Source organism: Bradyrhizobium sp. MI1.7 (assembly GCF_055811795.1).
Map to the genome: position 1 here is coordinate 199,181 of NZ_JBVVPO010000006.1, position 14,493 is coordinate 213,673.

The 14,493-nt window shown below is 63.8% G+C and carries 10 protein-coding genes; 2 read left to right on the plus strand and 8 right to left on the minus strand.

Going from position 1 to position 14,493, the window contains the following annotated elements:
• Positions 1 to 21: 21 nt before the first annotated feature.
• From AC0L3X_RS09405 to AC0L3X_RS09435, 7 genes are all read right to left on the minus strand, one after another.
• The gene (locus AC0L3X_RS09405) at positions 22 to 855 is read right to left on the minus strand and encodes a phosphoenolpyruvate hydrolase family protein (protein WP_063984343.1); all 834 of its coding nucleotides are present in this window, start codon (positions 853 to 855) and stop codon (positions 22 to 24) included.
• Between the two features lie 3 nt (positions 856 to 858).
• Positions 859 to 3,075 carry an ABC transporter permease gene (locus AC0L3X_RS09410; protein ID WP_063984342.1) on the minus strand — a complete coding sequence of 739 codons (2,217 nt, stop codon included), beginning with the start codon at positions 3,073 to 3,075 and terminating at the stop codon, positions 859 to 861.
• On the minus strand, positions 3,068 to 3,850 hold the full coding sequence (locus tag AC0L3X_RS09415; RefSeq protein WP_028147232.1) for an ABC transporter ATP-binding protein: 783 nt from the start codon (positions 3,848 to 3,850) through the stop codon (positions 3,068 to 3,070). The genes AC0L3X_RS09410 and AC0L3X_RS09415 overlap by 8 nt, the downstream gene beginning before the upstream one ends.
• Entirely contained in the window at positions 3,843 to 4,952 is a 1,110-nt protein-coding gene (locus AC0L3X_RS09420) for a branched-chain amino acid ABC transporter permease (RefSeq protein ID WP_063984341.1), read from the minus strand. Before AC0L3X_RS09420 ends, AC0L3X_RS09415 begins: the two co-directional genes overlap by 8 nt.
• Before the next feature lies 1 nt (position 4,953).
• Entirely contained in the window at positions 4,954 to 5,964 is a 1,011-nt protein-coding gene (locus tag AC0L3X_RS09425) for a branched-chain amino acid ABC transporter permease (protein WP_063984340.1), read from the minus strand.
• 239 nt (positions 5,965 to 6,203) lie between these two features.
• A complete protein-coding gene (locus AC0L3X_RS09430) occupies positions 6,204 to 7,031 on the minus strand; it encodes a helix-turn-helix domain-containing protein (protein ID WP_014496419.1) in 828 nt (275 codons plus the stop codon).
• Positions 7,032 to 7,167: 136 nt separating this feature from the next.
• A complete protein-coding gene (locus AC0L3X_RS09435; protein ID WP_063984339.1) occupies positions 7,168 to 8,418 on the minus strand; it encodes an ABC transporter substrate-binding protein in 1,251 nt (416 codons plus the stop codon).
• Between the two features lie 448 nt (positions 8,419 to 8,866).
• Here AC0L3X_RS09435 and AC0L3X_RS09440 point away from each other — a divergent pair, with 448 nt between their 5' ends.
• Positions 8,867 to 11,137, plus strand: a complete 2,271-nt coding sequence (locus tag AC0L3X_RS09440; protein ID WP_071915368.1) for an MHYT domain-containing protein — start codon at positions 8,867 to 8,869, stop codon at positions 11,135 to 11,137.
• A gap of 205 nt (positions 11,138 to 11,342) precedes the next feature.
• Here the strand turns inward: AC0L3X_RS09440 and AC0L3X_RS09445 are convergent, their stop codons facing one another.
• Positions 11,343 to 11,894 (minus strand): hypothetical protein, encoded by a 552-nt coding sequence (locus AC0L3X_RS09445; RefSeq protein ID WP_063984337.1) that lies wholly within the window; start codon positions 11,892 to 11,894, stop codon positions 11,343 to 11,345.
• A gap of 1,031 nt (positions 11,895 to 12,925) precedes the next feature.
• On the opposite strand from AC0L3X_RS09445, the gene AC0L3X_RS09450 reads away from it, so the two are divergent.
• On the plus strand, positions 12,926 to 14,335 hold the full coding sequence (locus AC0L3X_RS09450) for a calcium-binding protein (RefSeq protein WP_187387759.1): 1,410 nt from the start codon (positions 12,926 to 12,928) through the stop codon (positions 14,333 to 14,335).
• The last annotated feature ends 158 nt before the right edge of the window (positions 14,336 to 14,493 follow it).

Genomic DNA, 14,493 nt, shown 5'->3' on the forward strand with positions numbered 1-14,493 from the left:
CCCTCCCTCGACCTTCCGGCGTTATCGCGCGCCGATCGCCTTGAATTTGCGTACCTGATCCGTCAGCGCCCGCTCGACCGGCAGCCGCTCCATCGAGGAGGCGCCGTAAAAGCCGTGGCAGTAGCGGGTGTTCTTCATGATGAAATCGGCGTCGTCCGGATCGGCGATCGGTCCGCCGTGGGCGAGCACCAGAATGTCCGGATTGACGCTGAGCGCGGCGGAGGCCCAGGTGTCGATGCGCGCCGGGCAATCCTTGAGCTTCGGCGCGGTCTGCGCGCCGATGGTGCCCCCGGTCGTCAGGCCGAGGTGACAGACGATGATATCCGCGCCCGCGATCGCCATCGCGGCGGCTTCCTTCTCGGTAAAGACGTAGGGCGTCGTCAGCAGGTCCTTCTCGCGCGCCTTGGCGATCATGTCGATCTCGAGCGCGTAGGACATGCCGGTCTCTTCGAGATTGGCGCGGAACACGCCGTCGATCAGGCCGACGGTCGGAAAGTTCTGCACGCCGGCGAAACCGAGCGCCTTCAACTGGTCCAGGAAAACGTCCATGTCGCGGAACGGATCCGTGCCATTGACTCCAGCGAGCACTGGCGTTTTGGTCACGACGGGCAGCACTTCGCCGGCCATCTCCAGCACGATGGCGTTGGCGTCGCCATAAGCCATCAATCCCGCAAGCGAGCCGCGGCCGGCCATGCGATAGCGGCCGGAATTGTAGATGACGATGAGATCGACGCCACCGGCTTCCTCGCACTTGGCCGACAGGCCGGTGCCGGCGCCGCCGCCGATGATGGGCTCGCCGCGCTTTGCCATGTCGCGGAAGCGTTTCAACAGTTCTGCGCGTTCAAACCGGGCCATCGGTCACCTCGCTAGTCTCCGGCGCGCCCCGGTGCGGCCGAACAAGGTCCGGAACGCGCTGACGATGGTGGAGGCGAACTCGGGATCGTTGATGTTCTTGGGGACGCGGATGAGCTGACGGTTGGCGGTCTGCCGCACGTTCCGCTCCAGCGCACGGAACAGCGCCGCATCGGCATCGGGATCCCAGAATGGCTGTCCTCGCGCGTCGAGCGCGGAGACGCCGCCCTCGGGCAGGAAGAAGCGCACCGGGCCGTCCATCTGGTTGAGCCGATCGGCGATCCAGCGGCCCATGCGTTCGTTTTCCTCGGCCGTGGTCCGCATCAGGGTGACCTGGGGGTTGTGGACGTGGAATTTGCGGCCGCGGTAGCGCTCGGGAATGGTGTCCGGGGCGCCGAAATTCACCATGTCGAGCGCGCCCACCGAGCCGACATAGGGCAGGCGGCTGCGGATGATGGCGCCGAAGCGGTCGTCGGTTGCCGGGAACACGCCACCCATCAGGAGATCGCAGATTTCCGTGGTGGTGAGATCGATGACGCCGGCGATCTGCCCGGAATCGACGAGCTTCTCCATTGAGCGGCCGCCAACGCCGGTGGCGTGGAAGACGAGGCACTCAAAATCCTCGCGCAGGTCGGCCGCGATCTTCTGGACCGCCGGCGTGGTGACGCCGAACATGGTGATGCCGACCGACGGCAATGCGCCGTCGCCGCCATCCTTCTGCGCGTGCTGATCGAGCCGCGCCCTGACCATGCCGGCCAGCGCATGGGCGCCATTGGCGAGCACGGCACGCGAGATCGAGTTGAGGCCCTGCACGTCAGTGACCGAATGCATCATGGTGATGTCGGCCGGGCCGACATAGGGCCCGACGTCGCCGGAGGCGACGGAGGAGATGATCAGCTTGGGCACTCCGACGGGGAGGGTCCGCATCCCCGGCGCGACCAGTGACGCTGCGCCCGAGCCGCCCGCCGAAATCACGCCGGCAATATTGTTCTGGCGTCGCAGCCAGCTGGCGAAGGCCTCGGCCATCGCGGTGACGGCGGCGCCGCGGTCGGGTCCGAACACCGCCGATCCGCCGCGCCCATGGTTCAAGGCGATCTCCTGGGCCGAGACGTCGCTGGTTGCGTGCCGGCCGCTGGTGGAGACATCGACCAGTCGCGTGCGCAGGCCGCTCCCGGCGATGATGTCGCGGATGAAGCGAAGCTCCGTGCCCTTGGTGTCGAGCGTGCCGACGACGAGCACGACCGGGGGTCCCTGCGTTTGCGCCGCGACCGGCTCGCGCCGGCGCCGGGCGGTCTCGTCGAGACGCGCTACCTGTGTCGAGAGCGTGCGGGCGGCGGCCTCGATGCGGGCGATCGGGACCGGCTGCGACCAGCGGGTGGGCGGTGTCGGGTTGGAGATGTAGACACGGATCGGGCCGCCTGGACGGGACGGCTGCGGTGCGGCCTTCGCCCCGGTGCCTGCCGCCGGCATGTCGACGGCGGGCTCGAGCTCGGCGTGGAGGCCGACGCCGAGCAGGCGCTGCTGCAACCCCCGGTCCGCGGCAAGGCGCGCGGAATCGATGATGCGGTTGATGCGGCCGTTGACCATGATCGCGACGTTGCGCGAGACGGCCGTGGCCACACCGATGTTCTGCTCGATCACGAGCACGGACATGTCGCCGTCCTCGCCAAGCCCTACCAGCATCTCCTCGACCTGGGCGACGATGACGGGCGCAAGCCCCTCGGTCGGCTCGTCCATGATCAGGAGCTGCGGATTGGTGAGCAGCGCGCGGGAGATCGCCAGCATCTGCTGCTCGCCGCCGGAGAGTTGGCCGCCGCCATGGTCCTTGCGCTCGGCCAATCGCGGAAAGGTCTCGTAGATGCGCTCGACCGTCCAAGCCCCGCGCCGCAGGCCCGCGGCAAGCTGCAGATGCTCGTCGACGCTGAGCGAGCGCCATAGCCGCCGGCCCTGCGGCACGTAGCCGACGCCGAGCCGGGCTATGTGGGCGGGCGGCCGCCGGGTGATGTCGTCGCCGCGGACGCGGATCGAGCCGCCGCTGACCGGCACCAGCCCCATGATCGCCTTGCACAGCGTGGTCTTGCCCATGCCGTTGCGACCGACCACCGAGAATACGCCGGCTTCGAGCGTCAGGTCCACGCCCTGCAGCGCATGCGAATGCCCGTAGTAGACGTCGAGGCCGCGGACTTCGAGGGCGGCGGCGGCCGAGCGGCGGACCTCATTCATGGCCGCCTCCGAGGTAAAGCTCCTGCACCTCGGGATCGGACTCGATCTCCTGCGGCAGGCCTTCCTTGAAGATGCGCCCGTTGTGCATCATCGTGACGCTCTCGACGACGCGTAGCGCCACGTCCATGTCGTGCTCGATGATGATGTAGCCGATATGCGCCGGCAGCGAGGTCAAGATCTCGACCAGCTCGGCACGCTCGGTCGGAGACAGCCCCGCGGCCGGCTCGTCGAACAACACGAAGCGCGGCGCGCCGGCGAGCGCCAGTGCGATCTCGAGCTGGCGCTGCTGGCCATGCGCAAGCTCCGCGACGCGCTGGTCCTTCACGCCTGTGAGATGGACAGCCTGCACGAGATTATCGGCCGCGCTCATCAGTGCGTCGTTCTGTCCGGGGCGCAGGAACGAGAAGCGGCCGCGCGAGACGCCGCGGCAGGCGAGGTAGACGTTGTCCTGGACGGTGAGACCAGGAAAGAGTGCTGAGATCTGGTAGGTCCGGCGCAGGCCGCGGCGGATGCGCTCGTAGGGCGGGAAGTGGGTGACGTCCTCGCCGAAGAAACGGATGGTGCCGGAGGACGGCGGGAAATCGCCGGTGATGCAGTTGAACAGGGTGGTTTTTCCGGCACCGTTCGAGCCGAGCACCGCGCGCCGCTCGCCGGGGCGCACGGTAATGGTGACGTCGGTGAGCGCAGCCAGCGCGCCGAACAGGCGCGTCACGCCGCGAAGCTCCAGCGCCGCGCCGGCGCCGACGGCTGAGAGGCGTTGCGCTACGCTATCCATGACCGGATCCTTGACCAGATCCTCGGCCGTGACGTTCGCTTGAACGGGCCGCGCCGGATCGCTGGCGCTGTCGCCAGCTCTGCCAGAGCCCGATCACGCCGTCCGAGGACCAGAAGACGATGGCGAGGAAACCGAGGCCGATCAGCAGCCGGAAGCGGTTGCCGTCGAGCCCGAGCTTGACCAGGAAGTCGAGCGCGAAGGTGCGTAACAGCACGAAGATCAGTGCGCCGATGAACGGACCGATGGGACGCGTGATGCCGCCGACCACGGCGATGATGAGGATATCGATGCAGGCGCCGACGCTGACGGATCCCGGCGAGATCTGCCGGTAGTTCCAGACCTGGAGAACGCCGGCCAGCGCCGCGACAAAGGACGCGAAGGCGTAGGCGGCGACGCGGTGCGCATTGACGTTGAAGCCGAGCGCCGCCATGCGGCGGGGATTGTCGCGCACACCCTGCAGCGCCAGGCCGAATGGTGCGCGGGAGATGTATTCAACGACGAAGTAGCACAGCGCAGCGACCGCGAGCACGATGTAATAGAAGGGAATGTCGGCGCGCCAGTTGACGCCCCAGAAATGCGGCGTTGCAACAGTGTTGATGCCGGTATGGCCGTTGAAGATCGCCCAGTTCTGGTTGGTGAAATAATAGAAAGCCGCGCCGATCGCGAGCGTGATCATGATGGTGTAGATGCCCTCGGTGCGCACGGCCAGCGCGCCGCCAAGCGTGCCGAACAGGGTCGCGAGCGCGAGCGCCATCGGGACCGCGAGCCACCACGGCCAACCCAGGCTGATATTGGCGTTGCCGCTGACGCCGAACACCGCGACCATATAGGCGGAGAAGCCCGCGATGGTGAGCTGCATCAGGCTGACCATGCCGCCGTAGCCGGCGAGGAACATCAGGCTCAGCGCCATGATGCCGAGGATCAGCGTGGTCGCAAAGATCTCGATCAGGAAGAAGCCGTTGGCGATCAGCGGCATGATCAGGAGAATGGCCGCGACGATCCAGGCTGCAGGATTGTTGATCTCCGGCCATCCGCGCAAGGTGGGGCGCTGCGCCGCTGCGGCGGGACGAACGGTGACGTGGGCGTCGTGGGCGAGCGACATCTCAGCGCCTCGCCAACAGGCCTTGCGGCCGGACTGCCAGTACCAGCACCATGATCAGGAAGGTCACGACGATGGCGTAGGTCGGGATGTAGACCGAACCGAGCTGTTCGGCGAGGCCGATGATCAGCGCGCCGAGCGCGGCACCGGGGATCGAGCCCATGCCGCCGACGATGACGACGACGAGCGAGGCAAGCAGGAAGCGGATGTCTTCGCCAGGCGAGAGAGACTGGAAGGTGCCGCCGACGACGCCGGCGATGCCGGCAAGCCCGGCACCGAGCGCAAAGACCAGCACGAAGACGAGCTGGATCCGCACTCCGGTCGCGGCCAGGATGTCGCGATCGTCGACACCGGCGCGGATGATCATGCCGATGCGTGTGCGGTTGAGCGCCAGCCACATCGCCAGGCCGATCACGACGGACGCGGCGAAGATCACCAGCCGGACCAGGGGATAGCGGAGATAGACCGGTTCGCCCGAGGATTTCACCGCAGTGACCAGCGGCAGCTCGATCGGGCCGATCAGCCAGTTCGGTGTCTGGATCTGATAGAAGTCGCCGCCGCAAGCCCACAGCATGAGATCGGCGAAAACGATCGAGAGACCGATCGTCACCATGGTCTGCCGCAAGTCCTGGCCCTCCATGCGGCGGAAGACGATGAGCTGAAGCAGGACGCCGACCAGCGCCGTCAGGATGAAGGCGACGATGAAGCTGAGGAGCCAGGAGCCGGTCGAGGCGCTGATGGCGTAGCCGACATAGCCGCCGAACAAATACAGCGAGCCGTGCGCGAGGTTGACGTTGCGCATCAGGCCGAAGATCAGGGTGAAACCGCTGGCGACAAGGAAGTAGAGGCCGCCGAGCGTGATGCCGTTGAACACGGCGTTCAGGAAGACCCGCTTGCGGCCGATCGCCTCTTCAAGTCCGGGCGGCCATACCGCCAAGGTCAGCCACAGTGCAAGCGCGATCGCGATGATCACGATCAGGGCCCAGGCTGGATGACGTTCGACGAAGCGCGTCATGTCAACTGCCTCATCCCCGCCTCGCGCCCCCGCAAACGGGAAGAGGGCGCGATCAGGCCGCTTCGACCTCGCCCTGCCTCATGTTTTGAACGCTGGTCGAACAGCCTTGCGTAGGCTGCGTACCTCGCCATGGACGTGCGTCCTCCCGGACTTGCGATCCTCTTTTCGGGATCGCGTTCCGACCATCTTAGCGAGGGCACAAGGGGAGCGTTTGATCGTCAGTATCTTTTCGCGCGCGGTCAGGCCCGCAAAACCTTGGCGGCGCGGCGGTAATCGGTCGGCGCCATCCCGACATTGGCGGTGAAGAAGCGTGTGAAGCCGCTTTGCGAGGAGAAGCCGAGGTCGAAGCCGATGTCGGCGATCGGTGCTTCGCCGGCGACAAGGGCTTCCAGCGCCTGTTCCATGATCAGGGTGTTGAGGTAGAGATGCGGCGTGACGCCGGTCTGGGTGCGGAATAACCGGTAGAAATGCGGTCGCGACAGGCCGGATTCGCGCGCGATCGTGTCGAGCTCCATTTCGGCGCCCGGACTTTCCGACATCAGCTTGATGCATTTGCGCACGCGGAAGTCGGTGACGGCGCCAGCCGTGCGTGCGTCACGGGCGATCTCGGCCTGCTGCCAACTTTCGTCGTAGCAGATGTCGATCAGCCGCCGCAGCTCGGCATCGAGGCTGGAGAGTGACGGTGCGCCGCACACAAGTGCTGCGGTTCGTCTGATGTGCTTGTCGAGTGCGACCGTGCGCTTGAACTGGGTGCGGCCGAAACGCAGGCGGTCGGCACCGGGCGCGTCGGGCGCGAACCATTCCGGATTGACGTAGAGCACGAAGAAGATCGCGCCACCGTCGAGATCGGACGGCAGGAAATTGTGAGGCTCCCAGGGATTGACCGCAACGATGGAGCTTTCCGTAAGGTCGTAGTGCCCGTTACAGACGTCGATGCATGCGGACAGGCCGCCAACATGGAAGATCAGATGACCTTCGCGATGTGCGTGCACGTTGAAGGGGCGGTTCAACTGATAGACCGTCGCCCGACCGAACCGGCCGTGAAAGACGGCAAGCGCCCGGCTCATGCCTTCCCTCCTGAATGTTCTTGTCTTTTCAGTCAGCGTTCAACAACCGGGGCGAGATTGCAAGAGCGCAAGATATCGCGCCTGCAAATCGCTCCCGGTTGCCGGAGAGCATGCGAAACGAGCGACGGTGAATGCGTCAGTACTTCTTACATTCCGGGACCGTACGGCTCGGCAGTCCGATCTTGGCGAACACCGCCGGATCGTAACCGAGCGTCTGGTTCACGTTCGGGATCACCTTCACGACTTTACTGAACAGCGCACCCTTGCCGTCATCGACGACCTCGGTGACGAAGTTGGTGCCGATCGCCTGGCGGTTGGCGTCAAGCTTGATCTTGCCGTTCGGTGCGTCGATCTCGATCTTGGCCAGCGCCTCCTTGTACTTGGCCTGGTTGTTGGAAAGATCGCCATTGACCTCACGGAGCGCGAGGATCAGCGCCATAGTCGAGCCGTAGTAGTTGGTCGCAAGAAGCGACGGGCTCGGGAAGCGCTTGTTGGGTGGAAACGCGTCCTGATACGCCTTCACGAACTTCTGCCAACCCGGATCCTCCCAGGTGTCGGCCTGGCCGCTCGCCGCGATGGTGCCGACCAGCGCGTTCTTTGCGTTGCCTTTCGAGGACAGGATGGTCTGGTCGATCATGATGGAGCCGCCCATCAGATGCGCTTTGCCGCCGGCCTGCTGGTATTGGTTCAGGAAGTTGACGGCATCCGCACCGCCGAGGCCGAGATAGATCGCATCGACATCGTCGGGCAGCGCCGCGATGACGGAGGCAAAATCCTTGGTGCCGAGCGGCACCCATTGCCGGTTGGTGACCTGGCCGCCGGCGCCGCAGAATTCGAGCACGAGGCCGAATACCTGGGTGTAGATGAAAGAATAGTCCTCGCCGACGGTCGCGATCTTGCGATATTTCTTGGTTTCATAGGCGTATTGGCCGAGGCCCACCTGCCACTGCGCGCCGTCCATGTTGTAGCGGAAGAAGTTCGGAGCGGGATCGACATAGGTGGTTTCTTGCGCGCCGGATGCCGCATTGATGAAGGTCAACTCGGGATGGGTCTTGGCGAAGTTCTTGACCGCAATGCCCTCGTCGCCGGAGAGCGGCGACAACAGGATCTGCACCTTATCCTGCTCGATCAGCTTGCGCACGGCGCGCACCGCGGAATCCGGCGTCGCGTCGGTCGAAGCAACGATGAATTCAAGCTCTTTGTCGCCGACCTTCTTGCCAAGCACATTGAGCGCCGTCTGGTGGCCGCGCATGCCGTCCTCGCCGAGCACCGTGTAGGTGCCTTCCAGCGTTGCGGTGACGCCGACCTTGATCTTTTCCTGGGCGATTGCCGCGCCTGAAAGGAAAAGGCTGCTTAGCGCGATCAGTCCCACACTGCATTTCAACATTTCATTCCTCCCTCTATGGCCAAATTTTTCGCTGAATTGGCGCGGCGCCGTGGCTCCCGAAAGGCGCCCGGCTGTTGAACGAAGGCTAACCGAAGTCGGATGCAGTGCACGTATGGGCGCGTCGTGCGGCTTGACGGGCAGTCTCATTTTGAATGTTGCGGCGCAATTGGCTTCGCGGTGCAATAGGCGGCCGGCTTGCCCAATTTGAAGGGCGGTGCGTGAGGGGCACGATCCTCCGCTTGGTCCGTGCATGGAGCCTGACCCAGCACAGGCCTGGTCCGGTTCAAATCCCCAAGGGAGGTGGGGCGGAAACAGCCCCCTGGCGGCTGGATCCAGCTTGAATTTGCCGACAGGGTGCCACGGATCGCGGCCGGCCGGGCCCCGATCCCGCCGCCGCTATTCGACCTAGGGTGAATTTGCCCCGGATTTCCATTACCATCTGGTGGAAATGAATCACCATACGGCCTCTCACGATCCCGTTCTTGTGGCGCTGTCGATCCTGATCGCCGCGCTCGCCTCCTACACAGCGCTCGACCTCGCGACCCGGATGCGTGCCGCGTCTGGGCGGGCTCGTCCGGCTTGGCTTGCAGCCGCGGCCACCGCTATGGGCGGCGGCATTTGGTCCATGCATTTCGTCGGCATGCTGGCCTTCAGGCTGCCCGGGGTCGAGATCTCCTACGATCCATTCCTCACCTTTCTATCGCTTGTCGTCCCCATTGTTGTCGCGGCCGCGGCCTTTGCCGTGGTCGGAAGACGCCCGCAGGCGCTCCTGGTGTCCGGCCTGGCGATGGGGCTTGGCATATCCGGCATGCACTATACGGGCATGAGCGCGATGAGAATGGCGGCATCCGTCGCGTACGATCCTCGGTGGGTCGTGCTCTCGGTCGTGATCGCGATGTGCGCTTCGGTCGTGGCGCTCTGGCTTGCCTTTCGCAAGACGAACGCGACGCAGCGACTTTTCGCAGGACTTGTCATGGGTCTCGCGATCTCCGGCATGCATTACGCAGCTATGGAAGGTGCCTCGTTCGAGCCTGCGAACACCATGGCGGGACACGCTGGACATTTCGTGGGTCGGGCGCCGCTGGCATTTCTGCTCGCCGGCGCCACCATCTTGATCCTGAGCATTGGGATTGCCGCTGCCGTCTATGATCGGGCCTCGGCGGAGCGCGCCGAACGCGAGGCCAGCGCGCTGAGGCGAAGTGAAGAACGCTTTCGGCTCCTGGTGGAGGGCATCGCCGATCACGCCATGTTCATGATCGAGCCGAATGGGTCCGTCGGAAACTGGAATCTCGGGGCGCGCCGGCTGATGGGTTACGGCGACGACATCGTAGGGACCAGCTACGCGATCCTTCATACCGACGAAGACCGCGCTTCCGGGGCGCCAGCACGTGCTCTCCTGGAGGCGGAGCGGTACGGCAAGTCAGCAGTGGAAGCCTGGCGCGTGCGCCGGGATGGCAGCCGCTTCTGGGCAGAGGCAACCCTGGTCGCGGTACGGAACGAAAGCGGCTTGATCACCGGGTTTGCCAAGATCGTGCGCGACATCAGCGAGAGGAGACGGGCACAGGAAGCGCTGGATCGGGCACGCGAAGCGCTGACGCTGTCGCAGAAAATGGAGACCATCGGTCAACTCACCGGCGGCGTGGCCCACGATTTTAACAACCTGCTCGCCGCCGTTCTCGGCAGCCTCGAGCTCCTGAAAAAACGCCTGCAAACAGACGATCCGAAGATACAGCGTCTCGTGGACAACGCGATGCAAGGCGCGCAGCGGGGCGCACTGCTAACCCAGCGCTTGCTCGCCTTCGCTCGCAAACAGGATCTCAAGCCGGCTGTCGTCGATATCGCCGCACTGGTGCGGGGCATGGCGTCACTGCTGAAATTCGAGGCAGGCGTCCGTATCGACACACTCTTTCCGCTGGACCTGCCAAACGTAAAGATTGACGCCAACCAGCTCGAACTGGCCATCCTCAATCTCGCCGTAAACGCGCGTGATGCGATGCCGGCCGGTGGCCTGATAACCATCTCCGCCAGAGACGAGCAACACGAAGCTGGCGCTCCCCGCTACGTGGCGCTCTCGGTGAGCGACACGGGCTGCGGCATGGACGAGGAAACGCTGAAGCACGCTCAGGAGCCGTTCTTTACGACGAAGGGTATCGGCAAAGGCACCGGGCTCGGACTATCGATGGTTCACGGCCTCGCCGAGCAGTCCGGCGGCAGGCTCGTCCTGAAGAGCCGCCTTGGAGTGGGCACGACGGCCGAGATCTGGCTGCCGGTGGCTGAGGAGGAGGCCGCGGTGCCAGCGCCGCGAGCGGAGTCCCCGGCACCCATGCTTCGGGCCGACCACCGGCTTTCCGTGCTTCTGGTCGACGACGACCCTCTCGTGCTGGAGAATACGGCGGCAATGCTGGAGGATCTCGGGCATGCAGTGGTCGAGGCACGCTCGGGCGAAGAGGCATTGGATCTCCTCCGCCGCACGCAGACCATCGAACTCGTCGTCACCGACTATGCGATGCCGGTCATGACCGGCCTGCAGCTTGCTGAAGCCGTGGTCGTGGAGCGTCCCGGTACGGTCATCCTCCTGAGCACCGGATATGCGGAGCTTCCCATCGACGCGCGTTCCAATCTGCGCCGCCTGTCGAAGCCGTTCGATCAGGCTGCCCTTGAGAAGGCTATCGAGGGAGCGATGCGAGAGCGGGAGAGCGCGAGATCTGTCGTCGCCTGACGGTGTCGGGCTGACGGCCGCCGATCGGTGCCGCCAGCACATTTGCCTCCAGCTCCCCGACCAACCAATATGATTGCGTTGAGCCATTAGATCGTGTTTCGACCGGAGAGAATAACGGCGCCTCAGCGACGAGAGATTGCCGCTGTCCCGGTGAAAGCATGCCGGTGCTTGGCAACCGTGTTGCCGATTCGATAAAGGGCTAAATTCAAGTCAGCGTCGCGCGCGGATTCACAACCGTGTACCCCCTCAAAGAACGCGCGTGTATTCTCGTTGCGCGTCCACCTGAGTTGCCGTCGTACGCCATCCAAACGTCGCCCCCGATGTGCTGCTCGAGGACGAAAACGTGCCCGCGTCTTGCCGCGACCATTCCTGGTGCTGGCGACGTACGCGGAAATCTCAGCCAGTTTGCCGCGAGATTCAATTCCGGAACGATGCGACCAAACAGGCGCAGGGCTGCGGCACAACCGCAGAATGAGGAGGGGCAGCCCGCGGGGCGGCCGCCAACGATCCGAGTGCTGACGGGACTATCAGACGCCGCAATATTTGTATTGGCGACGACGGAGAGTTGTTTGGTTCGGTGTATCTGCAATGAGTCTCGCACCTCTCTTCGCTGGTTCGGGATTTGCGCGTAGTTCGAGAAGTCGCATGGCATGGTGACGTTGCATTCAGAGGCGTGCTGCATGCGATAGGGTCGTGCATCGGAATTGAGCGAGGTGATCACAACGAGGCAGCACGCAGAAATAACTTGCTTGAACATCGCAGGCTCCGGGATTGATGGATCCTGCCCCGAGCAACGAGCAACTAACAAAGATTGGCTGAAATGGGTCAAAAGAGCGGCCCAATGCTGGATCAGGGGCCGGCTATACTTCTGGAGTAACTCAAAACGCGTCGTTGAAGAGCGCCTTCTGCCGCAAGTGGGGCCGTGAACGCTGCGCCCGCTTCACGTGTCGATCATGGCCACGTAGTCCACGTGAAGAGTAATTGGTCCCTTCGATCCGTCCAGAATGACGCGGAGGCTCTTCGGATAGTATCCGGCCCCAACCACGGTCCCGGTCTTTCCAGATAAGCGAGGACCGGCTGCCGGCTTTACCTGAATTCGTGAACCCGGCGGAAACTTGACGTTCGTTTGGGCCGACCCTGACATGACGTCCTCGGCAGCAAATGAGCTGATTCTACTCGAAAAATCGCCAGCGCGCGGCACAGCGAACGGGTGGGACAAATTCGCTTCGCGTGCGCTATCAAAAAGAGCTCTCCAGCCACGGTGCTAAAGAGCGGCAAGGCAACCCAGCGCCTAATACTTCCGCGATTCGCAATTGCCCCCGCAAACGAGCTCGCCTTTGGTGCTAAAATACCGGCTCACAGGAGCGCTGATCCGCTTGGATTTTCTCTCTATTTGCGCCACGCCCTTTACTGAACAACGGAAACGCTTCGATGAGAACATCCGTCATCGGAGGTAATCCACGGACATCAATCCGGTTTGCTGCCCGCTACCGGCATTGAACAATTTCGTCGGCGTTGTGCCAGATTCAACATTGATCTTCTCGGCCTCGATTGGCCGCATATCGTTGAATCGTCTTTCAAAACAAGTTTTCCCGCAGATCCGGCGATCAGCGTTGGCGCGTTGTTGTGCAAACTTTCAGCACAATAATCCCTTGGTTACGCCCAATGGAACGGAGATTCCTGCCTCAAACGTAAACATACGTTCACCTCGGTGGGACGCACGATCGGTTGTCGGGCGCTCAGACCTACAGGTCACTGGGGGCTTTCAACACTGACAGGGGAATATCATTGGCAACATTACACTACGCTGCGGGCGGGGGTCTGGACTCGCAAGGTAACTTCGCACCAGCTGAAGCTGGCTTTAATCTCGCAGATGTCCAGTATGTCGACCAGGTGAATGCACTGCCCGACGGTGTGCAGGGTCTGGTCTGGCTCGATCAGTACCACGGCGTGACTCAGGACTTTATCGACCAGGTGACGCCGTTCCTCAACAATCCGAAAGTGTTCGGCTTCTACCTTGTGGATGAGCCTGATCTGACCGGTCAGTGGGGACCGCAAGCCGACCCCGCGGATCTGAAGGCTGAATCCGACTGGATTCATCAGCACGATCCCGGGGCCAAGACGTTCACCGTCCTGATGAACACTGGATCATCGGACGATCCGAACTACATGAACAGCTACAACCAGGCGAACACCCACATCGACTACTTCGGTCTCGATTGGTATCCGGTGTGGACGGACCGTCCGAACGTCGACCTCAGCACGATCGACAAGTACGTCTCTGCCGCTGAGCAAGCCGGAATCCCGCTCGACTCCATCGTTCCGGTTTATCAGGCGTTCGGCGGTGGCGGCTGGTCCACCGAAACCGGCAGCAAGGTCGCTGTGCCGACTGCCGCGCAAGAGCAGGCAATGATCGATCATTGGGCGGACCTCGTTCCCAATCCGGCCTTTGACTATGCTTACGCGTGGGGATCGCAGAATGGCGACACTGCGCTCGAGAATTTGCCGGCACTGCAGCAGGTGTTCCTTGCGCACAATACGAGCCATGGCACGGGGGGCGCGACCGCTCCGCCTGTTACCGATCCGGTGACCGACACGCCGCCGCCGGTGGACGCTGGCGGTAGCACCGGCACGGACGGCAGCACGCCGCCGGTTGACAACGCTGGCGGTAGCACCGGCACGGACGGCAGCACGCCGCCGGTTGACAACGCTGGCGGTAGCACCGGCACGGGCGGCAACACGCCGCCGGTTGCGGACGGTGGCGGTAGCACCGGCACGGACGGCTCCACGCCGCCGGTTGCCGATGCTGGCGGTAGCACCGGAGGCACCCCTCCCGTCTCGGGCTCGGACGGAACGACTGATCCGTCAACCGGCGGTTCGACGGATACTGGCGGCTGGGGTGGTCATCACCACGGCGGCGGCGGCGGCTGGTGGGGCGGTTCGTCCTGGCAGGCGGGCAACGGCGGTGGCGGGCACAACCACAACGGTGGTGGGCTCGATTTCTCGCAGTGGCTCAATAATGCCAGCACGTCGTCCGCATCCGGAGATCATTCCTGGTGGCGGGGTCACACTGCGACGTCGAACACGACTGCGGATGCCGGTTCGGGGCAGACGGATACGACGGACACGGGCTCGTTCGTAGCGCATCTGGCTGATCTGATGTCTCACCACAACGATCATCACGGGTGGCACTCGTAAGCTCGTAGGTCGTCTACATCGACAAGGACATGCGCGCGGTGCGCGGCGCGCAAGTACACACAGGGGGGTTACACGCGCCCCCCCGGGGGGGGGGGAGGGGGGGTTCCAATACGCGCCCGGGGGGATTTTTTAATTCGGGCGTGTTTTAGCGAGCTAGC